Raw genomic sequence first — 26,176 nt, forward strand, 5'->3', positions numbered from 1 at the left:
ATGCGTATCAAAACTCTCCTCGCGGGCGCTGTCGCGGCGCTCGCCCTCGCTGGGCCCGCTCTGGCCCAGGACGTCGCCATCACCGGCGGCCGGGTGCTGACCGGAACCTCGGTGATCGAGAACGGCACCGTCGTCATCCGCAACGGCAAGGTCGTCTCGGTCGGAACCGGCGCGGCCCCGGCCGGTCTGCGGGTCATCGACGCGCGCGGCAAGATCGTCACCCCCGGCTTCGTCGCGGTCGATTCAGGCCTCGGCGGTTCGGAGGTCGGCTCGGTACGCGGCTCCAACGACCTGTCGAACAACGCCAACACCCTGACGGCGGCCTTCGACCTGTCGTACGGCCTGGACCCCTGGTCCTTCACCCTGCCGACGGCCCGTCTGGGCGGCGTCACCCGCGCGGTGGTCACGCCCCAGCACGCGGGCTCGGGCGGCGGTCACAGCCATGACGACAGCGATTTCGCCGGGGCCGGTCACGGCGGCTATCAGTCGCCGGGCCTGTTCGCGGGCCAGGCGGCGGTCATCAAGCTGGGCGGCGCCGACATCCTGGTGAAGCCGCGCGTGGCCATGGTCGCCCCGTTCGGCGAGGCCGGGAAGGGCGTGGCGGGCGGCGCGCGCGGCGCCGAGTTCGTCCTGTTCAAGGAGACCATGGCCGAGACGCGCCTCTATGCGCGCAACAAGGCGGCCTATGATCGGGCGGCGCTGCGCGACCTGTCCCTGTCGCGCGCCGACCTGGAGGCCTTGATCCCGGTGGCCAATGGTTCGATGCCGCTGATCGTCACCGTCAATCGCGCCTCGGATATCCAGCAGGTGCTGCGGCTGGCGCGCGAGGAGGGGATCAAGATCATCCTCGACGGCGCCGCCGAAGGCTGGCTGGTGGCCGATGAGATCGCGGCAGCCAATGTGCCGGTCCTGCTGCACCCTCTGACCAACCTGCCGGGTAATTTCGAAAGCCGGGCGGCGCGGATGCAGAACGCGGCGGCGCTGAACGCAGCCGGCGTGGTCATCGCCATCAAGGGCAATGAGGGCTCGACCCATCGTGCTCGCGACATCCGCTACAATGCCGGCAACGCCGTGGCGCACGGTCTGCCGTTCGCGGCGGCCATCCAGGCGATCACCGTCAACCCGGCGCGCATCTTCGGCTTCGACGGCCAGTTCGGCGAACTGAAGGCCGGGGCGGCGGGCGACGTCGTGGTCTGGTCGGGCGATCCGCTGGAGCCGCTGAGCCAGCCCTCGGCCGTGCTGATCGACGGGGTGGATCAGCCGCTGCAGGCGCGCAACCTGCTGCTGCGCGACCGCTACCGCACCGGCGGCGAAGGGGCCATGCCGCCCGCCTACGGCGACTGAGGCTTCACGGCCTGAAGACGGAAGGGCGCTGCGGGAGACCGCGGCGCCCTTTTTCGTATTCCGGATGTCCGCCAGCTAATCGGTGCTAACTGGCTTCGACAGCTGATTCCCGCTCATCCCGGCGGACGCCGGGACCCAGTTCTTTGGCCTCGGGCTGGACATTGGAGACCGCTGTGCGCGGAGTTCTCACTGGGTCCCGGCGTCCGCCGGGATGAGCGGGGTATATAAGCTCGCGCGCCCTACTGCGCCGTCAGCCCGCCGTCGATCTTGAACTCGGCGCCGGTCACGAACTTGGACTCGTCCGAGGCCAGGTAAAGCACGCAATAGGCCACGTCGTCCGGCTCGCCGATGCGCTTCAACGGAATGCCCCGCGCCAGCTTTTCGTGCGCGCTGACCTCGTCCCCGCCCGCCATGGCGACGAAGGGATCGAGGATCGGCGTCTTGATGAAGACCGGGTGCACCGAGTTGGCGCGCATGTTCCAGCCCGCCTTGGCCGCCTCCAGCGCCACCGTCTTGGTGTAGAGCCAGACCGCCGCCTTGGTGGCGTTGTAGGCGCCCATGCCCGGCGCGGCCGCCAGTCCCGCGATCGAGGAGATGTTGACGATCGACCCCGCGCCCGAGGCCCGCAGCGGCGCCATGGCGTGCTTGCAGCCCAGCATGACGGATTCCAGGTTGATCGCCTGGACCTTGCGCCAGTTTTCCAGCGTGTCCTGCTCGGCCCATAAAAGCTGGCCGCCGATTCCGGCGTTGTTCACCAGGATGTTGAGCCCGCCCATGTCCTCGACCGCCGCGCCGACGACGCGGACCCAGTCGTCCTCGCGCGTGACGTCGTGCTCATAGGCGAAGGCCATGCCGGGGTGGTCGGCGTTGATCGCCTCGGCCAGGGCGCGGACGCCGTTCAGGTCCAGATCGCTGAGCGCCACCCTGGCCCCTTCGCGGACCAGCATTCGGGCCATGGCCTGGCCCAGCCCCCCTGCGGCGCCGGTGATCAGCGCCGTCTTGCCCGCGACGCGCCCGCCCGTCACTCGACCAGACCCTTGACCGCCGCGTCGATGAAGCGGGCCATCGCCACGTCGCGCTCGGTCACGCCATCGGCGTCATGAGTGGTCAGAAGCACCTCGACCCGGTTGTAGACGTTCGACCACTCGGGATGATGGTCGACCTTGTCGGCCAGCAGGGCGACGCGGGTCATGAAGCCGAAGGCGGCGTTGAAATCGGCGAAGCGCAGGGTGCGCGCGATGGCCGGGCGCGGATCGTCGGCGCGGCGCCAGTCGGGCAGGCCCGCCAGAACTTCGGTCACGTCGAGGGCGGCGGTCATGGGCGTCTCCTTATGCTTTCGTCAGGCGTATCGCGGCCCCCGAGGCGCGACAAGCCGCCAGCCTGCGTCAGATGCGACGCTTCCCCGGATGACGGCGGCGACGGGAGGCGTTACACCCCCATCCATGACCCAGGCCGATCCCTCCTCCGACGCTTCCGGCAAGACCTCCTCCTTCGGCTTCCGCGACGTGGACGCCAAGGAAAAGGTGCAGATGGTGCGCGGCGTGTTCAACTCCGTCGCCTCCAACTACGACCTGATGAACGACCTGATGAGCGCGGGCGTCCACCGCATCTGGAAGGACGCCACGGCGGCCAAGCTGAACGTCCGGCCGGGCGAGGTGGTGCTGGACATGGCCGGGGGCACCGGCGACATGGCGCGCCGCTATTCCAGGATGGCCCGCGCGGCCCAGGAACGGCGCGGCGGCGAGGACGCCACGGTCATCGTCATGGACTACAACGCCGAGATGATCCTGAACGGCGTGGCCAAGGGCGGCGAGCCCGAGATGGCCTGGGGCGTCGGCGACGCCATGCACCTGCCGCTGCCGGACGCCTGCCTGGACGCCTATTCGATCAGCTTCGGCATCCGCAATGTGGCCGATATTCCGCAGGCCCTGCGCGAGGCGCGCCGCGCGCTGAAGCCGGGCGGCCGCTTCATCTGCCTGGAATTCTCGCGGCCGACGACCGGCGCGCTGAGGAAGGCCTATGACGCCTGGTCCTTCCACGCCATTCCGCGCATCGGCCAACTGGTCGCCAAGGACCGCGATTCCTACCAGTATCTGGTCGAGAGCATCCGTCGCTTCCCCGATCAGCAGACCTTCAAGCGGATGATCGAGGAGGCGGGCTTCAGCCGCGTCAGCGTCACCAATCTGTCGGGCGGGATCGCCGCCATCCACCACGGGTGGGCGATCTGAGCCGGCTGACCTTCAACGCCCCGCCGCCGACGCCCAAGGCCCAGCCGGTGCGCCATCCGGTGGGCGCGGCCCTGCGCATGGTCCGCTGGGGCTGGGTTCTGGCGCGCCACGACGCCCTGATCCCGCGCGAGGCCAACCCCCTGCTGCCCGCCTGGGGCCGCCCGTTCGCCCGCCTGATCCAGCTGTTCGCCAGCCGCAGGCACCGCGCCGGACGACCGGGGCAGCGCGTCGGCCAGGCGTTCGAGCATCTGGGGCCGGTCGCCATCAAGCTGGGTCAGGTTCTGGCCACGCGCGCCGACATCTTCGGTCTGCAGTTCGCCCAGGATCTGGGGCGTCTGAAGGACAAGCTGCCCCCCTTCCCGCTGGAAGAGGCCAAGCGCGAGATCGAACGCTCGCTGGGCCGTCCGGTAGAAAGCCTGTTCATCGATCTGACCGAACCGATGGGCGCGGCGTCTCTGGCGCAGGCGCACCCGGCCCGGCTGGCCGACGGGCGCAAGGTGGCGGTCAAGGTGCTGCGTCCCGGCGTCGAACGCCGCGTGGCCCAGGGGCTGGACGCCATGCGCCTGGGGGCCAAGCTGGTGGACCGCTTCGTCGAGCCCGCCCGTCGGCTGGAGCCGCGCGCTTTCGTCGAGATCATCGCCCAGTCCTTGCAGTTGGAACTGGACATGCGGCTGGAGGCGGCCGCCGCCTCCGAACTGGCCGAGGTCATGGCCAAGGACGGCTATATGTCCGCGCCCGCCGTCGTCTGGGACGGGGTGGGCAAGCGGGTGCTGACGCTGGAATGGGCGCCGGGCCTGCCGATGACGGACCCGGCCCTGGTCGAGCTGCCGGGCCTCGACAAGGACGCCCTGGCCGACAAGGTGGTGCGCGCCTTCCTGGTCCAGGCGCTGGATCACGGCGTCTTCCACGCCGATCTGCACGAGGGCAATCTGTTCGCCGACGCGCCCGCGCAGCTGACGGCCATCGACTTCGGCATCGTCGGGCGACTGGGCCCGGCCGAGCGGCGCTATCTGGCCGAGATCCTGTGGGGCTTCATCAGCCGCGACTACGACCGCATCAGCCGCGTCCATTTCGAGGCCGGATACGTGCCGCCGCACCATTCGGTCGACACCTTCGCCCAGGCCCTGCGCGCGGTCGGCGAGCCGGTGATCGGCCGCCAGGCCAGCCAGGTGTCGATGGGCCGCCTGCTGGGCCAGCTGTTCGAGATCACCGCCCTGTTCGACATGCATATGCGTCCCGAACTGGTGCTGCTGCAGAAGACCATGGTCTCGGTCGAGGGGGTGGCGCGCCGCCTGAACCCCGATCACGACCTGTGGGAGGCCGCCAAGCCGGTGGTCGAGCGCTGGATCAAGCGCGAACTGGGACCGCAGGCTCAGATCAAGGAAACGGTCGAGGAGGCGATGGCCGCCCTCAAGGCCCTGTCGCGTCTGGTGCAGAACCCGCCGCCGTCTCAGACGTTGGTGATCGAGAAGGCCGGAACGCGGCCCTGGGTGGTCGCCGCCGTCACCGTCGCCGTCTGCGCGTCGGCGGCCGCCTTGGTGCTGACGCTTTGGCCGATGATCGTCGCCTGACGTTTCTTCGGAGTTTGCGCATGAAGACCCTTTCGCTGACCGCCGCCCTGATGGGGGCAAGTCTGCTGGCCGTTCCGGCCCTGGCACAGGCTCAACAGGCGCCCGCCCGTCCGGCGACCGGATCGGGCGCGGCTGCGGCCACCCTGCCGGGCGCTTTCGAGGGCGACGCCGCCCCGGCTCGTCCGCAGACCGCGCCCGCCGCGCCTGCAGCCACGACTGCGACCGCTCCGGACATCGCTCGTTCGGAAGAGGCCCTGCGCGCCGTCATCGCCGCCATGCAGTCCGGTCAGATCGACTACGCGGTCTTCACGCCCGACCTGGCCCAGCAAATCCGCGCCCAGTCCGGCCAGGTGGCTCCGTTGATCCAGCAGTTCGGCCCGTTGAAGTCGATCTCGCACCTGGACCAGCAGAACGGCGCCGACGTCTTCCGCGTCGTGTTCGACAAGCAGGCCACGGACTGGATCATTGGCTTCAATGACGAAGACCTCATCGCCGCCCTGCTGTTCCGCCCCGCCGAGGACTGATCAGTCCAGCGACGGCTTGCCGCGTCCGCTCTTGATCGAGGATCGGCTGGACTTGGCCTGCAGCCGACGCTCCTTCGACGCCCGCGTCGGGCGGGTCGGCACGCGATAGACCGGCTTGATCGAGGCCTCGGCGACCATGGCCTCCAGCCGTTCGATGGCGTCCGCCTTGTTGCGCTCCTGGGTGCGGAAGCGCACGGCGCTGATGACGATCACCCCGTCTAGCGTCAGGCGGCTGCCCGCCAGCTTCATCAGCCGCGCCTTCACCGGCTCGGTCAGGCTGGGCGAGTTCTTGACGTCGAACCGCATCTGCACGGCGGTCGAGACCTTGTTGACGTTCTGCCCGCCCGGTCCGCCGGCGCGGAAGAAGCGGAACTCCAGCTCGTCCTCGGGGATGCGGCTCATGACGCCTCTCTGCGCGCCCGCACCACGGCCGCGTCCAACGCCTGCAGGAAGCGCGAGCGGTCGGCGGCCGAGAAGGGCGGCGGCCCGCTGGTCGGCACGCCCATGGAGCGCAGGTGTTCGCCGATCATCCGCCCGGCCAGGGCCGAGCCGATGGAGTCGGCCGTGAACGGCTGGCCGTTCGACTTCAGCGCCTGGGCGCCCGATTTCAGCACCCGGTCGGCCAGCGGGATGTCGGCGGTGATGACGATGTCGCCGCGCTGGGCGCGCTCGGCGATCCAGTCGTCGGCTGCGTCCGGCCCGGCGTCGACGACCACCTGTTCGATCAGCGGTTCGCGCGGGGTGTTGATCCAGGTGTTGGACACCACGAAGACTTTCAGCCCGCAGCGGCGCGCCACGCGATACACCTCCTCCTTCACGGGGCAGGCGTCGGCGTCGATGTAGAGGGTGGTGGCCATGACAGGCTTATGGCGCCTTTTCCTCCCCATTTCATGGGGAGGGGGACCACGAAGTGGTGGTGGAGGGGCCAGCACGACCGGCAGCCCCTCCGTCACGTCGCCTTGCGGCGCCGCGCCACCTCCCCACAAACTGGAGAGGAGAAGCGCGTTCAGTCTTACGCCACACCGTCGCGGAGGCGCTTCAGGTCCGGCGCCAGGGCCTCGTCCGTCAGCATGGCGATGGCCTCATCCACCGTGACGATGGTCTGGGCCTGCGAGCCGAAGCGGCGGATGGCGACCTTGCCTTCCTCGGCCTCCTTGCGGCCGACCACGGCGATGGCGGGCACCTTGGCGACCGAGTGTTCGCGGATCTTGTAGTTGATCTTCTCGTTGCGCAGGTCGATTTCGGTGCGCAGGCCCGCCGCCCGGAACTTGGCCAGAACCTCCTGCGCATAGCCGTCGGCGTCGGACGTGATGGTCGCCACCACGGCCTGCGTCGGCGCCAGCCACAGCGGGAAGGCCCCGGCGTAGTTCTCGATCATGATGCCGATGAAGCGCTCGAACGAGCCCAGGATCGCGCGGTGCAGCATGACCGGGCGGTGCTTCTGGCCGTCCTCGGCGATGTAGGTCGCATCCAGACGCTCGGGCAGGACATAGTCCAGCTGGATCGTGCCGCAGGTCCATTCGCGGCCGATGGCGTCCTTGACGATGAAATCCAGCTTGGGCGCGTAGAAGGCGCCGTCGCCCTCGGTGACGACCGGCTCGGTTCCGGCGGCGCGGGCGGCTTCCAGCATCTGGGCCTCGGCCTTGTCCCAGAATTCCTCGGTGCCGGCGCGCAGCTCGGGGCGGGTGCCCAGGCTGATGTATTTGGTCTCCATGCCCAGGTCGGCGTGGACCGAATAGGCCAGCTTGATGAACTCGGCCGTCTCCTCGACGATCTGGTCCTCGCGGCAGAAGATGTGGGCGTCGTCCTGCGTAAAGCCGCGCACGCGCATCAGGCCGTGCAGCGAGCCCGACGGCTCATAGCGGTGACAGGCGCCGAACTCGGCCATGCGCAGCGGCAGTTCGCGATAGGACCGCTGGCCCTGATCGAAGATCTGCACGTGGCCGGGGCAGTTCATCGGCTTGAGGCTGAGCGTCTCGCCCTCGACCGTTTCGCAGACGAACATGTTGGCGCGGTACTTGTCCCAGTGGCCCGAGGCTTCCCAGAATTTGCGGTCCAGCACCTGCGGCGTCTTGACCTCGACATAGCCCGCGGCGTCCAGACGGCGGCGCATATAGGCCTCCAGCACGCGCCACAGCACCCAGCCCTTGGGGTGCCAGAAGACCATGCCCCGGCCCTCTTCCTGCATGTGGAAGAGCTCCATGGCGCGGCCCAGCTTGCGGTGGTCGCGCTTCTCGGCCTCCTCGATACGCAGCAGATAGGCGTCCAGATCCTCCTTGGTCGCCCAGGCCGTGCCGTAGATCCGTTGCAGCTGGGCGCGGTTGGAATCGCCGCGCCAATAGGCGCCCGCCAGCTTGGTCAGCTTGAAGGCCTTGCCCACGAACTTGGTCGTCGGGAAGTGCGGTCCCCGGCACAGGTCGGCCCATTCGCCCTGCTTGTAGACGGTGATCGTTTCCGTCTCGGGCAGGTCGCGGATCAGTTCGGCCTTATATTCCTCGCCGATCTTTTCGAAGTGGGCGATGGCCTCGTCGCGGTTCCAGACCTGACGCTCCAGCGGCGCGCCCCGGTCGATGATCTCGGCCATCTTCTTCTCGATCTTCGGGAAATCGTCGGTCGAGAAGGGCTCGTCGCGAGCGAAGTCGTAATAGAAGCCGTCCTCGATGGCCGGGCCGATCGTGACCTGGGTGCCGGGGAACAACTCCTGCACCGCCTGGGCTAGCACGTGGGCGGCGTCGTGGCGGATGGTCTCCAGCGCCTCGGGATCGTCGCGCATCAGCAGGCGGAAGTCGCCGTTCCCGTCGATGACGCGGTCCAGGTCGCGCTGCTCGCCGTTCCAGACGACCAGGGCCGCCTTCTTGGCCAGCGAGGGCGAGATGGCGGCGGCCACGTCGCGGCCCGTCGAGCCGGCCGGATACTGACGCACGGCGCCGTCGGGGAATTTCAGTTCGATCATGACGGACGTTCTTTTTCGGTCTTGGCGGGCGGGACGGGATCATAGCCCGAACCGCCGAAGGGATGGCATTTACAGAGGCGCCGCACGGTGAGCCATCCCCCCCGAACCGGACCGTGTTGGATCAAGGCGTCGCGCCCATAATCCGAACAGGTCGGCATGAACCGGCACTGTTGGCCGATCAGGGGGGACAGCGTCAGCTTATAGCCCCGATGGGCCGCGCGGACGCTGCGTTCGTAGAGAGACATCGGTCCCTTCGCCGGGGGCTCTGTTTCGGGTTCGTCGCGCTTATCCCTCTTCACAGCAGGGGGATCAACCGACGCGCCGTTCAGGCCGCGCCGGCGAGGCGAGTTCGCGTATCGGTGTGGTGTTTGGCCAACGCCTGCCGCACCGCTTCCAGCGTCGCCTCCAGCGCCACCAGGGTCGAGGCGTGGCGGGCGGGATAGTCGGCGACCTGCTTCAGGACGCGCAAGGCCTCGAAGCGGCCCTCGGGACCGTCGCCGCCGGATTTCAGCATGGCCGACATGGCGTCGCGCGCGGCCTCGATCTCCTGAACCGAGGCGCCGAGGACGTTCTCCCCGACCACGCCCGCCGCCGCCTGGCCCAGGGCGCAGGCCTTGACCGTCTGGGCGAAATCGCTGACGCGGCCGTCGGCGTCCAGCGCCACGTCAACGATGGCCTTGGAGCCGCACAGCTTGGCCACCCGCTCGGCCGAGCCTTCGGGCGCAGGCAGGCGCCCGCTGTGCGGCAGGTTGGCCGCCAGCGACAGAATGCGCGCGCTGTAGAGGTCGTCGATCACGGGGTGAAGATAGGCGTTTGCGGGCGGAAGGTGAAGAGACGCAAGGCTTCTCCCTCAGTCGCGTGGGCCTTGCTCTACCCCGCCGTCATCCTCGGGCTTGACCCGAGGATGACGGCGGTATTTGAGCGGGGTGAACCTACCCGTCCTGCAACGACGACCACGTCCGCGCGGTCGGCGACGCCTCAGTGAGGGCGGGGGCGACGGCGGGAGAGGGCGCCTGACCCGGCTGCATCCGCGCGGCCAGCCAGCGCAGGTTCTGGTCCGCCGCCTCGGGCGGCAGGTCGCGGCGCAGGATGGCCTCGGCCTCGGCGGTCTTGCCCTGCAGGCCCAGCGCAAGGGCCAGGTTCTGGCGCACCTGCAGACTGGCGCCCGGCTGGGCGGCGGCGCGGCGCAGCAGAATTTCGGCGGACGGGGCGTCGCCCTCGCCGATGCGGGCGATGGCGGCGTTGGTCAGGACGTCGGCGTTGTCGGGCGACAGACGCAGGGCCTCGTTCCAGGTGGCGCGGGCGTCGTCGGGGCGGCGCACCTGCTGATAGGCCACGCCCAGCAGCGACAGGGGCCGCCAGTCGCGCGGCGCGGCCGCCTTGGCCTGTTCCAGCGCGGCGATGCCGTAGAAGGCCTGGCCGCGCGCGATGTGGGCGCGGCCGACCTCCAGCATGGCCTCGACGTTGGCGGGCTGGACGACCAGCACGCCCTGCGCCGTCTCGGCCGCCTGATCGAACTGGCCCAGTTCGCGCAGGGCCTGGGCCAGCTTGACCCCGGCGACCGGGTCCATCGGATTGAGCTGCTGCTCCTGGGTCCAGAAGACCGAGCGGCTGAGGGCGTCGGCCCGGTCATAGCCCGCGCGCGTCGCGGCGTCGGCAGGGGCGCGCGCTGCGGGCGCGGTCTGGCTCAGGGCCGGGGCGGCGAGGGTCAGAAGCGTCAGGCTGACGGTTGCGGCGAGGGCGGCGTTGCGCGACATGGAAGGGGTCCGTGGCGGTTCAGCCTGTAGGGTCGCGCCGACGGGTCAAGGTTTGGTTAATCGGCGTTAAGCGTCGGAAAGGTCGCCCCATGTCCCATCAGTCCGATCTGCTGATCGCCGCCGCCGAGGCCGCGCGCCCGGTCCGCATCGTCAAGGCGGGGGCGGCGCTGGAGGGACGCATCGCCGCCTGGGCCGAGGCCAACGGCTTCACCGGCAAGGCGGGCCAGCTGCTGGTGGTCCCCGGCGCCGACGGCGCGCCGGAGCTGGCCCTGTTCGGGGCGGGCGAAGCCTTTGATCCCATGACGACGCGCGGCCTGCCGACGCGCCTGCCTGCGGGCGACTGGCGGCTGGAGGGCGTCGAGGGCGAGGCGGCGCATTCGGCGGCCCTGGCCTTCGCGCTGGGGGGCTATCTGTTCGACCGCTACAAGGCCCGGCCCGAGCGTGGCCGGGCGCGTCTGGTCGCGCCGGACGGCCTCGACCTGACGGCGACGCTGAACATCGCCGCCGCCTGCGCCCTGACGCGCGAGATGGTGGACACCCCCGCCGCTGACATGGGGCCGCTGCAGCTTGAGACCATTGCGCGCGAGATCGCCGAGGGCGCGGGCGCGAGCCTGACCGTCACCACCGGCGACGCCCTGCTGGAAGACAACTATCCGGCCGTCCACGCCGTCGGCCGCGCCGCCGCCCCGCACCGCGCGCCGCGCGTGCTGGAGATCGGCTGGAATCTGGACAAGGCGGACCGTCCGCTGGTGGCCCTGGTCGGCAAGGGGGTGGTGTTCGACACCGGCGGTCTGGACCTCAAGGGCGCCGCCGGGATGCGCAACATGAAGAAGGACATGGGCGGCGCCGCCCACGCCCTGGCGCTGGGCCGGCTGATCATGCAGGCGGATCTGCCGGTGCGGCTGGTGGTTCTGGTCGCGGCGGTCGAGAACGCGGTGTCGGCCGACGCCTTCCGGCCGGGCGACATCCTGAACAGCCGCAAGGGCCTGACCATAGAGATCGGCAACACCGACGCCGAGGGGCGGCTGATCCTGGCCGACGTCCTGACGCGGGCGGGCGAGCATCAGCCGGACCTGACGCTGGATTTCGCCACCTTGACCGGCGCGGCGCGCATCGCGCTGGGGCCGGAGCTGCCGCCGCTCTACACCGACGACGACGCCCTGGCAGAGGGCGTGCTGGGCGCGGGCCGGGCGGTTGGCGACCCTGTGTGGCGGATGCCGTTGTGGGCGGGCTATCGCGCCTCGCTGGACAGCGAGATCGCCGATGTGCGCAACGATTCGGCCGCCTGGGCCCAGGCCGGGTCGGTGACGGCGGCCCTGTTCCTGCAGAAGTTCGCCCCGACGAGCGGCAGCTGGGCGCACATGGACGTCTTCGCCTGGAATCCGCGCGCCCGGCCCGGCTGGCCCGAAGGCGGCGAGGCCCAGGCCATCCGCGCCTGCTTCCGCTACCTCAGCGACAAATTCGCCAAATAGCCAAGGCTGTTAACGCCCCCTTCGGGATCGGCGCCTAGGGTGGGCGGCTCGAATTGTCCGAGCCGTCTAGAGACCGCCGCTTGACCGATGTCCTGGCCCTGCTGCCGCCTGGCGCGCCCCTGATCCTGCGGGACGGGGATCGCGTGGTGCTGGCCGAACAGGCGCTGGAAGGCCTGATGCGGGCCGAGGCCTATCGCCGGACCGATCCCGCTCACTGTCGTCTGCCGGTCGCCGACATCGTCGCCGACGATGGTCAGCGCATCGACCAGCTGCTGTTCGGCGAGGCCTTCGACGTGCTGGAGCGCCGGCAGGCCAAGAAGGGCGAGATGCGCGCCTGGGGCCGGGCGCGTCGCGACGGCGTGGTCGGCTGGGTCTCGCTGGAGGCCCTGGCGCCCGGCGCGCCCCTGGCGACGCGCCGCGTCGCCTCCGTTTCCGCCGCCCTGCCGCTGAACGCCCTGGTCGGCGACGATGCTCAAGGCCTTGCTGAGTCTGACCTTCAGTCCGTCGGCGCGTTCGAGCGTGACCTGGTCGCCGTGGCCGAGCGCCTGCTGGGCCGTCCGCACGCTCTGGGCGCCCGGTCTTCGCTGGAGACCGACTGCTCTGGCTTGGTGCAGCAGGCCTTGCTGGCCTGCGGCCTGCCGGGGCCCCGCCGAGCGGAAGAGCAGGCCCGTCTGGGGCGCGCCGTGACGCGCGCGGACGCCCAGCGCGGCGACCTGGCGATCTGGTTGTCGTCGGCCGAGGGCGACTGGACCGGCCATTCGGCCCTGATGATCGACGCCGAGCGCATCATCCATTCGACGCGCGCGCGCGGCGGCGTGGTGGTCGAGGCCCTGGCCGAGGTCGAGGCCCGCCTGACCGCCGACGGCTTCGCCTCCGCGATCTTCCGTCGGGTCTGAAACCCTAAAGCCTGATCCTGAAACGAAGAAAGGCGACCCGAAGGCCGCCTTTCCGTCGTCTGTCGTGTCCGCTCGCCCTTAGGCTTTCGGAGCCGGAGGCGTCGCCTGGGTCGCGGGGGCGTCGGCGGCGGGCGCCTCGGCCGGAGCGGCGCCGGCTTCCGTCGCGGCGGCGCCTTCAGCAGCCGGAGCTTCGCCTTCAGCAGCGGCCGGAGCGGCGGCGCCCGGCTGACGGGCGGGGTCCGGCGCCGGGATGGCGAAACCGGCCGAGCCTTGCGAGCGCAGCCAGGCGATCAGGTTGATGCGGGTCTTCTCGTCGCGGATGCCGGCGAAGGACATCTTGGTGCCCGGCACATAGCGGCCCGGCGCGTTGATGAAGTGATCCAGCTCGTCATAGTTCCAGGTCGGGGCCTCGGCCTTGTGCTTGGCCATGGCGTCCGAATAGGCGAAGCCCGCGCGGTGCATGGCGGGGCCGCCGACCACGCCGAACAGGTTCGGACCGATGCCGTCGGCGCCGCCCGAGTTGACGGTGTGGCAGGCCTGGCAGCGCGCGAAGGCGGCTTCGCCGGCGGCCAGGTCGGCGGTCGGCAGGACCGTGCCCCAGTCGATCGGCAGGGCGGCTTCGGCCGCGCCCGCAGCCGCTTCATCCGGCGCGTCGACGAAGTAGCCCATCTTCTCGGGCTGCTTGGTGTGGTAGACCATGCCCGAAACCTGCTGGACCACCAGGATCGCAAAGGCGGTGCCCAGGCACGCGCCCATAATCTTGTTCCACTTCAGATCGCCGCTCATTCCGCGTCGTCGCATCCCGTCTCTAGGTGAGCCCCCCGACCGCGAAGCGGCGTTCAGGCGTATTCTTGCGTGGGCGTCTCTTACACGCTAGCGCGACCTTCGCAACCGGCCCGGACGCTTCCGGGCGCTTTCAAGGCGCTGGGCGACCATGAATCCGCTGATAATGATACCCGCTCGCATGGCGGCCACCCGTCTGCCCGGCAAACCCCTGGCGGACATCGGCGGCAAGCCGATGATCGTGCGGGCGTGGCAGCAGGCCATGGCCTCGGGTTTCCGCGTCGCCGTGGCGGCGGGCGATCCGGAGATCGTCGCGGCGGTGCAGGCGGCGGGCGGGGAGGCGGTGCTGACCGATCCCCACCTGCCCAGCGGCTCGGACCGCATCCTGGCGGCGGCCCAGGCGGTCGATCCCGACGGCGCCCATGAGGTGGTCATCAACATCCAGGGCGACATGCCGTTCGCCTCGCCGGACCTGGCGAAAGCCTGCGCCGAGTTGCTGGCGCGCGAATCAGCCTGCGACGTCGCCACCCTGGTCGCGACCGAGGCGGACGTCTCGGACCGGGCCAATCCCGATGTGGTCAAGGCGGTGCTGGCCCTGGCGGACGGCGGGACGAGCGGCCGGGCCCTCTACTTCACCCGCTCGACCCTGTACGGCGACGGTCCCGTCTGGCGCCATGTCGGCATCTACGGCTATCGCCGTGAAGCCCTGGCCCGCTTCTGCGCCGCCCCGCCGTCGCCGTTGGAGAAGCGCGAAAAGCTGGAGCAGCTGCGCGCCCTGGAGATGGGCCTGCAGATCTGGGCCTCGGTGATCGATGAAGCGCCGCTGTCGGTGGACAATTCAGCCGACCTTGAGGCGGCGCGCGCGCTGGCGTGACGCTCTTCCTTCTCCCACAAGGGGAGAAGGCTTTATTCCGCCGCCCAGCTTTCCAGCAGCCGCCGCGCGATGGCGTAGGGCGGCGGAGGTTGGATGGTCGGGTGCGTCTCGTCCAGCACGGCGCGCGCTTCGCTGCGTGTCAACCAGGCGACGGCCTCCAACTCGGTCTGGTCGGGGGCGGCTTCGTCGGTCGTGACCTCGGCGATCAGGCCGATCATCAGCTGGGCCGGGAAGGGCCAGGGCTGGCTGGAGTGGTAGCGCACGTCCGACACCGTCAGACCCGCTTCCTCCATCACCTCGCGGGCGCAGGCTTCCTCGATTGCCTCGCCCGGCTCCATGAAGCCCGCCAGCGCCGACATGCGACCGGCGGGCCAGGCGGCCTGACGGCCCAGCAGGCAGCGCGGCTCGGCTCCGCCCTTATAGACCGGCAGCATGATGACGACCGGATCGACGCGCGGAAAATGCTCGGTCCCGCAAGCCGGACAGACGCGCTTCCACCCGCCGGACGCCTGGTCCGACGCCTTGCCGCAGGCGGCGCAGAAGCCGTGACGGCGGCGCCAGTCGAACAGGCTCTTGGCCGTGGCGGCGATGCCGGCGTCGGCTTCGGGCAGGACGACCGCCGCCTCGCGCATCTCGACAAAACGGCCCAGGCCTCCGGCGGGACCGCTGGTCGGGTCGATGGAGCCCTCGAACTCGGCGGCGAAGACCGGCGCGCCCTTCCACAGCCCCAGAAACACATCACGATCGCGCGCCAGATCGCGCGCATGGCCCAGCGACAGCCAGACCAGCCGCTCGGCGCCCTCATGGGTCTCGATCAGCGGCCGCCCCTCCCACAGGATCATGGCCAGGGCTTCGGGGTTGGCCTCCTGCTCGGCCAGCCAGGCGGCGTCGTTGCGAAGGTCGCCGGAGCGGTCGAGCGGATTGCCGGAAAAGACGTTGCGATGGGACATGACGCTTCATAGCCTTGAGCGCGCGTGCAGGGGAGGGCTTGATTCCCGCGCCGTCCGCCGTCATATCCCCTCTCGGAGATCGCGGGCGAAGGCTTCGCCAACCTGGTCAGGGCCGGAAGGCAGCAGCCACAACGAATTCCCCTTCGGGTCGCGGTCTCCACCTTTCCTGATTTTTTAGTGCGCTATCGTCGATCACGCGGTGATCGACTGCTTGAGCGCGTTTATGCGCTATCGCTCGTGACGCGGTCACGAGCTGCTTGAGCGCGCCGTCCCCTACATCTCCACCGCACCCGCATCTCCGCCGTCATCCTCGGGCTTGACCCGAGGATCGAGTTAAACGGCGTGCTCTGTCTTGCCGATGCCCCGCAGACAGATGGCCCGATCCTCGGGTCAAGCCCGAGGATGACGGCGAGGGAGGGGCGAACGGCGGCGTGGAAGGCCCATCGCGCAAGCTTCACGGAACCGGGCCGCGCCTCATTCGCTGAAAGGGCTTCGATCCCCTCATCAGGAGCAGGCGAATGAGCATTCTCGGCAAGATTCTCGGCGGCGTCTTCAGGAAGAAGGAGGCCCCGGCGGCGGCGCCCGCAGCCCCCGCGCCCGAAGCGGCGGCCCCGACCCCGGCGCCCGCGCCCGCCGCAGCCGCCGTCGCGCCCCAGCCCGCGGCCGAGGTCGATGTCGCCGGCATCCTCGACTTCATGAACGAGCAGCGCGCGCAGAAGCTGAACTGGCGCACCTCCATCGTCGACCTGATGAAGCTGATCGGCCTGGAATCCTCGCTGGCCGAGCGCAAGGAGCTGGCCGACGAACTGGGCTACACCGGCGACAAGTCGGACACGGCGAGCATGAATATCTGGCTGCACAAGCAGGTGATCCAGAAGATCCGCGACAACGGCGGCCAACTGCCCACCGATCTCTGAACCTCTCTGCGGCGCGAGGGGGTGCGCGACGGCGCCCCTTCGCGCTAAGACAGGACCATGAGCGACGCCGATCACAGTCTCGATGGTCCTCCGTGGGAGGAAGACGCGCCCGAAGTCGAGGAGCGCGACCCCAACACCGACGACATGTTCGGCGCCCCGCCGCCGTCCGCTGCGCCTGCCGCCGCGTCCGAACCCGCGCCTGAACCGAAGGCGGAGCCCGCGCCGGCGCCCGCTCCCAAGGCGTTCGAGGCCCCGCCCGCCGAGGGCGAGGCCTACACCGTTCTGGCCCGCAAATACCGGCCGCGCGCGTTCGAGGATCTGATCGGGCAGGAGGCGATGGTCCGCACCCTGACCAACGCCTTCGCTACCGGGCGGATCGCCCACGCCTTCATGCTGACCGGGGTGCGGGGCGTCGGCAAGACGACGACGGCCCGCCTGCTGGCTCGCGCGCTCAACAACGAAACCGAGACCATCGACAAGCCGTCCCTGGCCCTGAGCCCCACCGGGCGGCACGACGCCGCCATCATGGCGGGCCAGCACATGGACGTGATGGAGATGGACGCGGCGTCGCACACCGGCGTCAACGACATCCGCGACATTCTGGAAAGCGTCCGCTACGCGCCGGTCGAGGCCCGTTACAAGGTCTATGTGCTGGACGAGGTCCACATGCTGTCGACGCAGGCGTTCAACGCCCTGCTGAAGACGCTTGAGGAGCCGCCGCCCCACGCGAAGTTCATCTTCGCCACCACCGAGATTCGCAAGGTGCCGGTGACGATCCTGAGCCGCTGCCAGCGCTTCGATCTGCGCCGCGTCGAGCCTGAGGTTCTGGTCGGCCACCTGGGCCGCGTCGCCGAGCGCGAAGGCATGAAGATCGAGCAGGAGGCGCTGGCCCTGATCTCGCGCGCGGCCGAAGGGTCGGTGCGCGACGGCCTGTCGCTGCTGGATCAGGCGCTGGTCCAGGCCGAGCGCGGCGCGGTGGTCGAGACGGCCACGGTGCGCGACATGCTGGGTCTGGCCGACCGCACCCAGACCATCGCCCTGTTCGAACAGACGATGGCGGGCAAGACGGCCGAGGCGCTGACGACCTTCCGCACGCTTTACGGCTACGGCGCCGATCCGGTGCAGGTGGCCAACGACCTGCTGGAGCACTGTCACGCGGCCTCGGTCGCCAAGATGCTGGGGCCGAACGCCACCCGCCTGCCGGGCGATCAGGCGCAGAAGCTGGCGGCGCTGGGCGCGGCCATCTCGGCCGGGACGCTGTCGCGGACCTGGCAGATGCTGCTGAAGGCGCTGGACGAGGTGCGCCGCGCGCCCAATCCGGCCGATGCGGTGGAGATGGCCATTGTGCGGCTGGCCTACGCCGCCGACCTGCCGGGACCGGAAGAGGCGTTGAAGGCGATCCAGTCGGGCGGCGTGCCCGGCGGCGGGGCCGGTCCTCGCGGCGGCGGTTCAGGGGGCGGAGGCGGCGGCGCCTCGGCCATGCTGGCGGCGCGGCCGATGCAGGCGCCCGCCCTGCCCGATCCGCAGAGCTTCGAGGCCGTGGTCGCCCTGATCGGCGAGAAGCGCGAGATCACCCTGCAGATGGACGTGGAGCGCTACGTCCGCGTCGTCAGCTTCCGCCCCGGCGCCATCACCTATGAACCGGCCGAGGGTTCGCCCCACGATCTGGCGCGGCGTCTGGCTGGCCGCTTGAAGGAGTGGACCGGCCGCACCTGGCTGATCGCCGCCAACGGACAGGGCGGCGGCGAGACCCTGATCGAGGTCGAGAAGAAGGCCCGCGCCGCCCGCCGCGCGGCGGTCGAGGCGGACCCCTTCGTGGTGTCGGTCATGCAGGCCTTCCCCGGCGCCGAGATCAAGGAGATCGTCACCCTGGCCCCGGCCGTCGAGATGCCCGCCATCCCCGACGACGGCGAGGCGGGCGAAGACGACTGAGGTCTCACCTCCCCGCCAAGTGGGGAGGAGGGAGACGCCGCTTACAGAATCTGGGCGGCTTCTTCGAAGTCGAGGCGAGGCGAGCGGGGGAACAGGTTCTCGTCCGTGCCGTAGCCCAGATTCATGATGAAGTTCGGCTCGACATTGCTGTCGGGGAAGAACTCGGCCTTCACCCCCGCCGCGTCGAAGCCCGACATCGGACCCACGTCCAGACCCAGGGCGCGCGCGGCGATGGTCAGATAGCCGCCCTGCAGCGAGGCGTTGCGGAAGGCGGCTTCACGACGGCCCGCTTCTTCCGGGAACCAGTCGCGGGCGCCCGGCGCGTGCGGGAACAGCTTGGGCAGGGTCTCGTGGAAGTCGACGTCCTGGGCGATGATCAGATTGACCGGCGCGGCCAGGGTCTTGGCGCGGTTGCCTTCGGCCATGTGCGTCGACAGCCGGGCCTTGGCCTCGGGCGAGGTGACGAAGACGAAGCGAGCCGGGGTCATGTTGACCGCCGTCGGGCCGAACTTGGTCAGGTCGTAGAGTTTGCGGATCAGGGCCTCGGGCACGGGGCGATCGCTCCAGCCGTTGCGCGTGCGCGCCTCGGTGAACAGCTGGGCCAGGACCGGTTCGGAGACCGGCATGTCACGGGTCGGGAAGGCGTCAAAGGCCATCAGAGCTTCTCCAGAAACTGATTAGTAACTTCAAGTGTGGCTAATTAAGCGTGCGTCGCTGCGCCGTCAAGGGGATCGGCCACATAAGTTGTGACGGATGCGACGTCGCCGGGCGCGGCGCGCTTTCTTCGCCGGGGTCTGGAGCCGCGCGGCGCTTCGCCCTATCTAGGGGCTATGAAAGACCTCAACGCCCTGATGCAACAGGCCCAGGCGATGCAGCAGAAGCTGCAGGACGCCCAGGCGAAAATGGCCGAATCCACCGCCGAGGGCACCTCGGGCGGCGGCCTTGTCACCATCGCCTTGAAGGGCCCTGGCGAGATCACCTCGGTGAAGATCGACGACAGCCTGATGGCTCCCGGCGAGGGCGAGATCCTGGCCGACCTGATCGTCGCCGCCCACGCCGACGCCAAGCGCAAGCTGGACGAGATCAACAACGCCCTGATGCGCGACGCCGCCGGGCCGATGGCCGGGATGAACATCCCCGGAATGCCGAAACTCTTCTGATGGCCGCCTCCGCCGGGCCGGAAATCGAACGGCTCATCAGCCTGCTGGCCAAGCTGCCGGGCATGGGCCCGCGCTCGGCCCGGCGCGCGGCGCTGGCCCTGTTGAAGCGGCGCGAGCAACTGCTGGTCCCGTTGGCGGCGTCTCTGGCCGAGACGGCGGACAAGGTCGTCAACTGCTCGGTCTGCGGCTCGCCCGACACGCGCGATCCCTGCTCGGTCTGTTCGGATCAGGCGCGCGACAACACCCTGATCTGCGTGGTCGAAGAGGCCGGCGCCCTGTGGGCGATGGAGCGGTCGGGCGCCTTTCGCGGCAAGTATCATGTGCTGGGCGGCCTGCTGTCGGCGCTGGACGGCGTCGGCCCTGAGCAATTGCGCATCGCCGAACTGATCGGCCGCGTCAAAGGCGGCGAGATGGGCGGCGGGAAGGCTCGGGAGGTCGTTCTGGCCCTGCCCGCCACGGTCGACGGCCAGACGACCGCCCACTACCTGGCCGAGCGCCTGTCGGCGGCGGGGGTGCAGGTCACGTCGCTGGCGCGCGGGGTTCCCGTCGGCGGCGAGCTGGACTGGCTGGACGACGGCACCATCATTCAGGCACTGCGGGCTAGGCGTCCCGCCTGACGCCTCCCTCTCCCGGGAGAGAGGGAGGCTATTATCCGCTCCCGACTCCCGCTAGGAACGGAGCATGAACACGCTTGAGCTCATCCTGCTGATCGTCGCGCTCATGGCGGGCGGCGGTTTCCTGTGGGCCTTCATGGGCTGGCAGAAGACGAAGGGCGCGCTGGACGCCGCCGACGCCCGGCTGGAGCTGATGGAGGAGAGCCGGGACTCCATGGCCGAGTTCCTCAAGGCCCAGGCCTCCCAGTCGGCCGAGGCGGTGGCGTCCAAGCTGGTCGCTCGCGCCACCGAGACCTTTCAGGCCCAGGACCGCGTCGCGCGCGAGCGGATGGAGGCCCAGCTCAAGCCGGTGTCCGAAACCCTGGCCAAGTTTCAGCAGCACGTCACGGCTCTGGAAAAGGCGCGCGCCGACGAAACCGGCGGCCTGAAGGAGCAACTCAACCTGCTGATGGCCGCCTCCACCGCCACCCGCGACGAGGCGCGGCGCCTGACCGAGGCGCTGAAGGGCAACACCGGCCGGCGCGGCCGCTGGGGCGAACAGACCTGCCGCAACGTCCTGGAGGCGGCGGGCATGGCCGGCCGCTTCGACTTCGAGGAGCAGAACTCCTCGGCCACCGATGAAGGCCGCCAGCAGCGCCCGGACTTCATCGTCAAACTGCCCGGCGGCGGCATGTTCGTCATCGACGCCAAGGTGTCGCTGGCCTTCGCCGACGAGGCCGACGGCGACGAGGAAGCCCAGGCCCGCGCCATGTCCCTGCGCACCGCCGCCAGCATGAAGACCCATGTGCGCCAGCTGTCGTCCAAGGCCTATCAGGACCAGTTCAAGCCCAGCCCCGACTTCGTCGCCATGTTCGTGCCGGGCGACGCCTTCCTGGCCGCCGCGCTGGACCACGAGCCGGACCTGATGACCACGGCCATGGCCTCGCGCGTGGTCATCGTCACGCCCACCACCCTGTTCGCCCTGTGCAAGGCTGTCGCCTACGGCTGGCGCGCCGAGGAGCAGGCCCGCAACGCCGAGGACGTCGCCAGGCTGGGCAAGGAGCTCTACAAGCGGCTGTCGGTCATGGGCGGCCACGCCGCCTCGGTCGGCAAGGCGCTGGACGCGGCGGTTTCCCGCTACAACCAGTTCGTCGGCTCGCTGGAAAGCCAGGTCATGGTCTCGGCGCGCCGCTTCGAGGATCTGAAGGTCGATCACGAGGGCAAGGAGCTGCCCGAACTGAACGCCGTCGAGCAGTCGCCTCGCGCCCTCAGCCGCCCGGAGCTGCTGAACGCGCCGGAGTGACGGCTGCGTGTGACAAACATGCTTGACGCCCTGCGGTCGGGCTGTAAAACTTGCTTGTCAAATCAGTTTACGCGCGGCGAGCCTATGAAATCGATGAAACCTCTCGGCCTGAAAGGCGTCGCGGCCATGTTCGGCCTGGTGGTGCTGATCGGCTTCTTCGGCGGACTTGGCAGCGGCTTCTTGGCCGACCAACCCGGTACGGTGGCGTTCTGGACGACTGTCGCCTTCACCGCCGTCACGATGGCCGCCGTCCTGGGCGTGTCCTACTGGTGGTGGAGCCGTCTCGACGAGGCTGCGCGCGAGGCGCACAAATGGGCCTGGTACTGGGGCGGCAGCACGGGAATGTTGGTCGGTCTCGTCCTCATGTTGATGCTGACCACGCGCCCGGGCGACATCGTTCTTCCCGCCAGCCTGGGCGAGACGCCCGCTGATCTGGTCGCCGCCGGCATGATCATGATCTTGGGCTTCCAGCTCATCGGCTACGGCCTGGCCTGGGTCTGGTGGTGGCTGGGCCGTCGTTGAGGAGAATGCCGTGAGCGACTGCGCTTTCCTGGGCGACAAGCCCTTGGCCCGAACCGGTGTGTTGTTCCTGCTGAAGATGGCGGCGGGCGTCGTCTGGCTCGCCGGCGCCGCCTGGGGCGGCGCCTACCTGTCCAAGGGCGGCGACGCGCTGCCTTTGAAGGCGCTGGCCGCAGCCGCCGTGGTTCTGCCTGTCTTCGTCTGGATCGCCGTGCTTCGCCGACAGGCGGCGATCGATGAGCTGGAAGAGCGTTTGGCCCTGATGGCGCAGGCCCAGGGCGGCTGGTGGGCCCTGGCCTACGGCTCGACCCTGTTCGTCATCTCGAGCCTGATGGGCGATGGAGTGAGCCCTGTCATGCTGGCGACCCTGCCTGCGGGGGGTTTCCTGTTCGGCGAGGCGATGGCCCAGGTGGCGCGTTTCAACCTGTCGCGTCCCGGCCAGGAGAGACGCGCATGAAGAACCGCCTCAAGGTGCTGCGCGCCGAGCGCGACTGGAGCCAGGCGCACCTGGCCGATGAACTGGGCGTGTCGCGCCAGACGGTGAACGCGCTCGAGACCGGCCGCTACGACCCTTCCCTGCCGCTGGCGTTCAAGATCGCCCGGCTGTTCCAGATGCCGATCGAATCCATCTTCATCGACGAAGAAGGCTGACGGCTGTTTCTCCCCTGCGACCCCTAGGAGCCTGACCATGATCCGCCGACTCTGGAGCCGCGCCGCCGCCTCCGTCTCCGCCGCCGCCCTGACCGCCGTCCTGCTGGCGCCGACGACGCCCGCCTTCGCCCAGGCCGCGCCCGCCGCCGCCGATCCGGCGGCCGTGACCGCCGCCCCGGCCGGGTCCGGTCCGCGCCTGTGGGTGGTCAAGGATGCGGACTCCACCCTCTATCTGTTCGGCACCGTCCATGTGCTGAAGCCCGAGACGCCGTGGGGCAGCGCCAAGCTGGACCGCGCCTTCGCCGGCGCCGACGAATACTGGTTCGAGATCGCCGACCTGAACGACGCGGCCGGCGCCGTGCCGATCATCCAGTCCAAGGGCGTGTCGCCCGACCGTCCCCTGTCCAGCCTGCTGACCGCAGAGGAACAGGCCGACCTCGACGCCGCCGCCCGCTCCATCGGCGCGACGGCGGCCCAGTTGGACCCGCTGCGTCCGTGGTTCGCGGCCCTGCAACTGGCCATGGCCAGCATCACCAAGGCCGGCTACCTGCCGCAGAACGGCGGGGATCAGGTGCTGCACGCCCGCGCCGCCGCGACGGGCAAGCCGATCAAGGGTTTCGAGACCATGCCCCAGCAGATCGGCTTCATCGCCGACATGTCGGAAGAGGCGCAGCTGGCCATGCTGCGTTCGGGTCTGAAGGAGTTCGATCAGGCGCCGGAGTTCCTGGGCCGCATGGTCGGCGCCTGGTCGACCGGCGACGTCGACGGCCTGGACGCCCTGATCGGCCAGGAGATGAAGGCGGAATCGCCCGAGATGTACGAGGTCATGCTGACGCGTCGCAACACGGACTGGACCAATCAGATCGTGACCCTGCTGGAAGGCTCGGGCACAGCCTTCATCTCGGTCGGCGCCGGCCACCTGGCGGGGGCCGACAGCGTCCAGGCCATGCTGGCCAAGCGCGGCGTCACGGTCGAGGAAGTGCGCGACTGACCCGTCGCGTTCTCTGTCAAAAAATCCAAAGGCCCGGTTCGCCGGGCCTTTTCTTTTGGTCCGCGCCCTATATCTTCGCCGCTCGCTTCGGCGACGCGGGTATAGTTCAGAGGTAGAACGTCAGCTTCCCAAGCTGAATGTCGCGAGTTCGATTCTCGCTACCCGCTCCAACACTTAGCTGGTCTTTTACAGGCGATTTTTGTCGCCGGTTTTGCGTTTTCTTCCTCCGTTCGGCTTGGTCGATGTGCTGGATGGGTTCGTCGCGCTTCACGTACCGGTCGATAAGTCGCTCCACGCGGACCTCGCACCAGCCCATGACATCCGCGATTTCGCGAGGTGTTGGCTCTGCGCGATAGAACCTCGTTGCCGCCGTCCCTCTCAAGTCATGGAAGTGAAGACCCTTGGGGCGCGCTTGATTGCAGAGTTCCAGGACGCCCTGAAGCCGGCGCCCAACGGCGACATCCTCCTGGCGTCCGTGAACTGCGTACTCCTGCTGATGTCGCTGATCATCGTCTTGGGTCGGTGGGAGTGGCGCGCGTACGCTCCGCTGCGTGACGCGACTTCGCGACGTCAATTTCAATCCTGGCCTGTGGTATTGAGCGCCTTCATTCTCTCTTAAGTTGAATTGAAGCATCCTGTCGGCTCAATCAGGAGCCCAACGATGCAGAAGGCGTGTGGTTCTGGAGGGCGGGGCGTGCGGCGGCGCGAACGGCGCGGCGCGGCCGCCATAGAGTTCGCCATCGTCGGCCCGTTTTTCCTGCTGCTGGTCGTAGGCATGATCGTCTATGGCGGCTGGCTGTGGATGGCGCACTCGGTACAGGCGGCAGTGTCCGAGGGCGCGAGGGCCGCCGTCGCCGGACTGGATGCGGCCGAACGGGAAGGGCTGGCCCGCGACGTGGTCGCCGATCATCTGCGTGATCTGGGGCTGAGGAGCGGCGACGCAACGGTCGAGATCGATGCGGATGGTCGCTTCTTCCGCGTCGTAGTGGCCTATGACGCTGGACGGCATCCGTTGATGGCGCTGGCGCCGCTGACCGTGGCGCCGCCCAGGGTCATCCGCCGCACCGCCGTCATTCAGATCAGCGAGGCGTGATATGCTGAGACGACTGATGGAACGAAGCCTGCCCGCGCGCCTGCGTCGGGATCGGCGCGGCGGGGTGACGATCATGTCCGCGGTGTTCGGCGGCCTGATCTGCGTCAGCGCGGCCCTGGCGGTCGATGTCGGGGTGGTCGTTCTCAAGGGGCGCGAGCTTCAAGGCGCGGCCGATCTGTCGGCCCTCGCCGCCGCCGGCGCTCTGAACGACGCCGAGACGGCCGCCGAGACGACGGCGCGCGCCAACATCGCTGATCTGTCAGACGTTCAGGTGGAAACGGGAGTATATACGCCTGATCCGGCCTTGCAGCCGTCAGAACGATTCGTTGCCGGCGGGACTGACGTCAACGCGGCGCGGGTCGTGGCGACAGCGCCCGCGCCGTTGTTCTTCGGCCGGTGGATCCTGGGCCGAGAGACAGTCAGCGTCACCAAGCAGGCGACGGCGGCGCGGCCGGGCGGGGCGCCTACGGCCATGTTCTCGATCGGATCGCGCCTGGCGTCGCTGGACGGGGGCTTGGCCAACGCCCTGCTGTCGGCGCTGTTGGGTGCAAGCGTGTCCCTGACCGCGATGGACTATCGCAATCTGGCCGACGCCCAGGTCAGCCTGCTGCAGTTTTCGGACGCTCTGGCCGTGGACCTGGGCGTGACCGCCGGCGACTATGACGCCCTGTTGAAGCATGAGATGGAGACGCGCCGTGTCCTGCGGGTGCTTGAAAGAGTCGCGGGCTCTGACGCGAAAGGCGTGTTGGGCAAGCTGGTCGGCGCGCCCGCCGATGCACGCCTGAAGCTGGGTGATCTGATCGGGGTGGAAGCCGAGGCGCGCCACGGCCTGCGCGAGCGCTTGAACGCGCAGGTGTCGGCCTTGGATCTGCTGATGGCGACGCTGCAGACGGCGAACCAGGAGCGTCAGTTGGCCCTGGACGTCGGCGCTCGGGCCGGGCTGGCGGATCTGGACGTCATGCTGGCGATCGGCGAGCGCCCGAACCGTTCGTCCTGGCTGACGATCACCGGCAAGGGCGAACCGATCATTCGCACGGTGCAGACGCGGCTTTACCTGAAGGCGACGGCGCTAGACCGTGTTCCTCTGGTAGGTGCGCTGGCCCAGGTGAAAGCGCCGGTCCTGGTCGAAGTCGCCGGGTCGGAGGCGCGGTTGAAGTCCATCCATTGCGGGGCCTCGCCGCGTGTTCTGGTTGAGGCGAAACCGGGCGTGGCGCGGGTGCGGCTAGGGCAGATCAACGAAAGGCGCCTGCACGATTTCAAGTCCGAGTTGACGGTATCGCCGGCCGCTCTGGTCTCCGTCCTGCTGATCAAGGTTGAGGGCAAGGCCGACATCCAGGTTGCGGACATGACCTGGAGCGAGCTGGGTTTCACCGGCTCGGATATCGGTTCGAGCGAGCCCAAGACGGCGCAGTCGAGCGGTTTCATCAACGGCTTGATGGTCAGTCTGCTTCGCGATTTGGAGCTGACGGCCCTGGGGTTGCCGCTGCACATCGTCACCCAGCCGCTGGGCGTGGTGCTGACGCCGCTGGGGCCGGCGCTGGATGCGGTGGTTCAGCCGCTGCTGCAACTGTTGGGCGTGGGGGTGGGCGAAGCTGACGTATGGGTGCACGGCGTGCGCTGCCCCAACCAGGGCGGGACGCCGCAACTGGTCGGTTGAAGCGGGAG

At 69.3% G+C, this 26,176-nt stretch carries 30 protein-coding genes, 1 tRNA gene and 1 other RNA gene; 21 read left to right on the forward strand and 11 right to left on the reverse strand.

All coding sequences use genetic code 11. The features are described from left to right. Complete coding sequence (locus EGK63_RS06075) at positions 1-1,344, forward strand: amidohydrolase family protein (protein WP_125900401.1); 1,344 nt, start codon at positions 1-3, stop codon at positions 1,342-1,344. A 239-nt stretch (positions 1,345-1,583) separates the two neighbouring features. Here EGK63_RS06075 and EGK63_RS06080 read toward each other — a convergent pair whose 3' ends face one another. Beyond that, complete coding sequence (locus EGK63_RS06080; RefSeq protein ID WP_125900402.1) at positions 1,584-2,369, reverse strand: SDR family oxidoreductase; 786 nt, start codon at positions 2,367-2,369, stop codon at positions 1,584-1,586. Continuing rightward, complete coding sequence (locus EGK63_RS06085; protein WP_040346303.1) at positions 2,366-2,662, reverse strand: 4a-hydroxytetrahydrobiopterin dehydratase; 297 nt, start codon at positions 2,660-2,662, stop codon at positions 2,366-2,368. Before EGK63_RS06085 ends, EGK63_RS06080 begins: the two co-directional genes overlap by 4 nt. A gap of 124 nt (positions 2,663-2,786) precedes the next feature. Between EGK63_RS06085 and EGK63_RS06090 the strand changes: the two genes are divergently transcribed. Genes EGK63_RS06090 through EGK63_RS06100 form a run of 3 tightly spaced genes read left to right on the forward strand, consistent with a single transcriptional unit; the run spans position 2,787 to position 5,667 of the window. Further along, on the forward strand, positions 2,787-3,572 hold the full coding sequence (locus tag EGK63_RS06090) for a class I SAM-dependent methyltransferase (protein ID WP_040346301.1): 786 nt from the start codon (positions 2,787-2,789) through the stop codon (positions 3,570-3,572). Beyond that, positions 3,560-5,143, forward strand: coding sequence for a 2-polyprenylphenol 6-hydroxylase (gene ubiB, locus EGK63_RS06095; RefSeq protein ID WP_125900403.1), 1,584 nt, complete (start codon positions 3,560-3,562; stop codon positions 5,141-5,143). Before EGK63_RS06090 ends, ubiB begins: the two co-directional genes overlap by 13 nt. A 20-nt stretch (positions 5,144-5,163) precedes the next feature. Further along, the gene (locus EGK63_RS06100) at positions 5,164-5,667 is read left to right on the forward strand and encodes a hypothetical protein (protein ID WP_125900404.1); all 504 of its coding nucleotides are present in this window, start codon (positions 5,164-5,166) and stop codon (positions 5,665-5,667) included. Here the strand turns inward: EGK63_RS06100 and arfB are convergent, their stop codons facing one another. From arfB to EGK63_RS06130, 6 genes are all read right to left on the reverse strand, one after another. Continuing rightward, on the reverse strand, positions 5,668-6,069 hold the full coding sequence (arfB, locus tag EGK63_RS06105; protein ID WP_125900405.1) for an alternative ribosome rescue aminoacyl-tRNA hydrolase ArfB: 402 nt from the start codon (positions 6,067-6,069) through the stop codon (positions 5,668-5,670). Then, positions 6,066-6,524: a YaiI/YqxD family protein gene (locus EGK63_RS06110; RefSeq protein ID WP_125900406.1), complete on the reverse strand. Its 459-nt coding sequence runs from the start codon at positions 6,522-6,524 to the stop codon at positions 6,066-6,068. The genes arfB and EGK63_RS06110 overlap by 4 nt, the downstream gene beginning before the upstream one ends. 155 nt (positions 6,525-6,679) lie before the next feature. Then, a complete protein-coding gene (gene thrS, locus EGK63_RS06115) occupies positions 6,680-8,620 on the reverse strand; it encodes a threonine--tRNA ligase (protein ID WP_125900407.1) in 1,941 nt (646 codons plus the stop codon). Then, positions 8,617-8,865, reverse strand: a complete 249-nt coding sequence (yidD, locus tag EGK63_RS06120) for a membrane protein insertion efficiency factor YidD (protein WP_003167548.1) — start codon at positions 8,863-8,865, stop codon at positions 8,617-8,619. Before yidD ends, thrS begins: the two co-directional genes overlap by 4 nt. A gap of 80 nt (positions 8,866-8,945) precedes the next feature. Next, on the reverse strand, positions 8,946-9,416 hold the full coding sequence (locus EGK63_RS06125; protein WP_125900408.1) for an iron-sulfur cluster assembly scaffold protein: 471 nt from the start codon (positions 9,414-9,416) through the stop codon (positions 8,946-8,948). Positions 9,417-9,552: 136 nt separating this feature from the next. Next, positions 9,553-10,377 carry a tetratricopeptide repeat protein gene (locus EGK63_RS06130; protein ID WP_125900409.1) on the reverse strand — a complete coding sequence of 275 codons (825 nt, stop codon included), beginning with the start codon at positions 10,375-10,377 and terminating at the stop codon, positions 9,553-9,555. A gap of 89 nt (positions 10,378-10,466) precedes the next feature. Here EGK63_RS06130 and EGK63_RS06135 point away from each other — a divergent pair, with 89 nt between their 5' ends. Next, complete coding sequence (locus EGK63_RS06135) at positions 10,467-11,849, forward strand: M17 family metallopeptidase (RefSeq protein ID WP_125900410.1); 1,383 nt, start codon at positions 10,467-10,469, stop codon at positions 11,847-11,849. Positions 11,850-11,929: 80 nt separating this feature from the next. Next, on the forward strand, positions 11,930-12,745 hold the full coding sequence (locus tag EGK63_RS06140) for an NlpC/P60 family protein (RefSeq protein ID WP_125900411.1): 816 nt from the start codon (positions 11,930-11,932) through the stop codon (positions 12,743-12,745). A 78-nt stretch (positions 12,746-12,823) separates the two neighbouring features. Here EGK63_RS06140 and EGK63_RS06145 read toward each other — a convergent pair whose 3' ends face one another. Beyond that, complete coding sequence (locus EGK63_RS06145) at positions 12,824-13,531, reverse strand: cytochrome c family protein (protein ID WP_125900412.1); 708 nt, start codon at positions 13,529-13,531, stop codon at positions 12,824-12,826. Between the two features lie 148 nt (positions 13,532-13,679). Between EGK63_RS06145 and EGK63_RS06150 the strand changes: the two genes are divergently transcribed. Continuing rightward, entirely contained in the window at positions 13,680-14,402 is a 723-nt protein-coding gene (locus EGK63_RS06150; protein WP_125900413.1) for a 3-deoxy-manno-octulosonate cytidylyltransferase, read from the forward strand. Positions 14,403-14,434: 32 nt separating this feature from the next. Here EGK63_RS06150 and nudC read toward each other — a convergent pair whose 3' ends face one another. Then, positions 14,435-15,352 carry an NAD(+) diphosphatase gene (nudC, locus tag EGK63_RS06155; RefSeq protein ID WP_125900414.1) on the reverse strand — a complete coding sequence of 306 codons (918 nt, stop codon included), beginning with the start codon at positions 15,350-15,352 and terminating at the stop codon, positions 14,435-14,437. Positions 15,353-15,423: 71 nt separating this feature from the next. Between nudC and ffs the strand changes: the two genes are divergently transcribed. The 3 genes from ffs (at position 15,424) to EGK63_RS06170 (ending at position 18,201) form a co-directional block, all read left to right on the forward strand. Next, positions 15,424-15,517: signal recognition particle sRNA small type (ffs, locus tag EGK63_RS06160), an RNA gene on the forward strand. Between the two features lie 353 nt (positions 15,518-15,870). Beyond that, entirely contained in the window at positions 15,871-16,269 is a 399-nt protein-coding gene (locus EGK63_RS06165) for a DUF3597 domain-containing protein (RefSeq protein WP_125900415.1), read from the forward strand. A 57-nt stretch (positions 16,270-16,326) separates the two neighbouring features. Then, complete coding sequence (locus EGK63_RS06170; protein ID WP_125900416.1) at positions 16,327-18,201, forward strand: DNA polymerase III subunit gamma/tau; 1,875 nt, start codon at positions 16,327-16,329, stop codon at positions 18,199-18,201. A gap of 41 nt (positions 18,202-18,242) precedes the next feature. On the opposite strand, the gene EGK63_RS06175 is transcribed toward EGK63_RS06170, so the two are convergent. Beyond that, positions 18,243-18,857: a malonic semialdehyde reductase gene (locus EGK63_RS06175; RefSeq protein ID WP_125900417.1), complete on the reverse strand. Its 615-nt coding sequence runs from the start codon at positions 18,855-18,857 to the stop codon at positions 18,243-18,245. Positions 18,858-19,031: 174 nt separating this feature from the next. Here EGK63_RS06175 and EGK63_RS06180 point away from each other — a divergent pair, with 174 nt between their 5' ends. The 11 genes from EGK63_RS06180 to EGK63_RS06230 all read left to right on the forward strand — a co-directional run bounded on the left by EGK63_RS06180 (position 19,032) and on the right by EGK63_RS06230 (position 26,168). After that, positions 19,032-19,361: a YbaB/EbfC family nucleoid-associated protein gene (locus EGK63_RS06180; protein ID WP_003166260.1), complete on the forward strand. Its 330-nt coding sequence runs from the start codon at positions 19,032-19,034 to the stop codon at positions 19,359-19,361. Continuing rightward, the gene (gene recR, locus EGK63_RS06185) at positions 19,361-19,978 is read left to right on the forward strand and encodes a recombination mediator RecR (protein ID WP_125900418.1); all 618 of its coding nucleotides are present in this window, start codon (positions 19,361-19,363) and stop codon (positions 19,976-19,978) included. Before EGK63_RS06180 ends, recR begins: the two co-directional genes overlap by 1 nt. 64 nt (positions 19,979-20,042) lie before the next feature. Beyond that, entirely contained in the window at positions 20,043-21,257 is a 1,215-nt protein-coding gene (locus tag EGK63_RS06190; protein ID WP_125900419.1) for a DNA recombination protein RmuC, read from the forward strand. Positions 21,258-21,350: 93 nt separating this feature from the next. Continuing rightward, the gene (locus tag EGK63_RS06195; protein ID WP_234287598.1) at positions 21,351-21,779 is read left to right on the forward strand and encodes a hypothetical protein; all 429 of its coding nucleotides are present in this window, start codon (positions 21,351-21,353) and stop codon (positions 21,777-21,779) included. A 10-nt stretch (positions 21,780-21,789) separates the two neighbouring features. Continuing rightward, positions 21,790-22,233: a hypothetical protein gene (locus EGK63_RS06200; protein WP_125900420.1), complete on the forward strand. Its 444-nt coding sequence runs from the start codon at positions 21,790-21,792 to the stop codon at positions 22,231-22,233. Then, positions 22,230-22,427, forward strand: coding sequence for a helix-turn-helix transcriptional regulator (locus EGK63_RS06205; RefSeq protein WP_003164157.1), 198 nt, complete (start codon positions 22,230-22,232; stop codon positions 22,425-22,427). The genes EGK63_RS06200 and EGK63_RS06205 overlap by 4 nt, the downstream gene beginning before the upstream one ends. 37 nt (positions 22,428-22,464) lie before the next feature. After that, positions 22,465-23,418 carry a TraB/GumN family protein gene (locus tag EGK63_RS06210; protein WP_243637596.1) on the forward strand — a complete coding sequence of 318 codons (954 nt, stop codon included), beginning with the start codon at positions 22,465-22,467 and terminating at the stop codon, positions 23,416-23,418. Between the two features lie 95 nt (positions 23,419-23,513). Beyond that, positions 23,514-23,588 (forward strand) — tRNA-Gly (locus EGK63_RS06215). A 29-nt stretch (positions 23,589-23,617) separates the two neighbouring features. Next, positions 23,618-24,037 (forward strand): hypothetical protein, encoded by a 420-nt coding sequence (locus EGK63_RS16455; protein ID WP_165906544.1) that lies wholly within the window; start codon positions 23,618-23,620, stop codon positions 24,035-24,037. 42 nt (positions 24,038-24,079) lie between these two features. Further along, entirely contained in the window at positions 24,080-24,511 is a 432-nt protein-coding gene (locus EGK63_RS06225) for a TadE/TadG family type IV pilus assembly protein (RefSeq protein ID WP_125900422.1), read from the forward strand. Between the two features lie 16 nt (positions 24,512-24,527). Continuing rightward, positions 24,528-26,168 (forward strand): TadG family pilus assembly protein, encoded by a 1,641-nt coding sequence (locus EGK63_RS06230; protein WP_165906545.1) that lies wholly within the window; start codon positions 24,528-24,530, stop codon positions 26,166-26,168. Positions 26,169-26,176 lie beyond the last annotated feature (8 nt).

The sequence above is a fragment of the Brevundimonas sp. 357 genome (assembly GCF_003938605.1).
Classification (GTDB): Bacteria; Pseudomonadota; Alphaproteobacteria; order Caulobacterales; family Caulobacteraceae; genus Brevundimonas.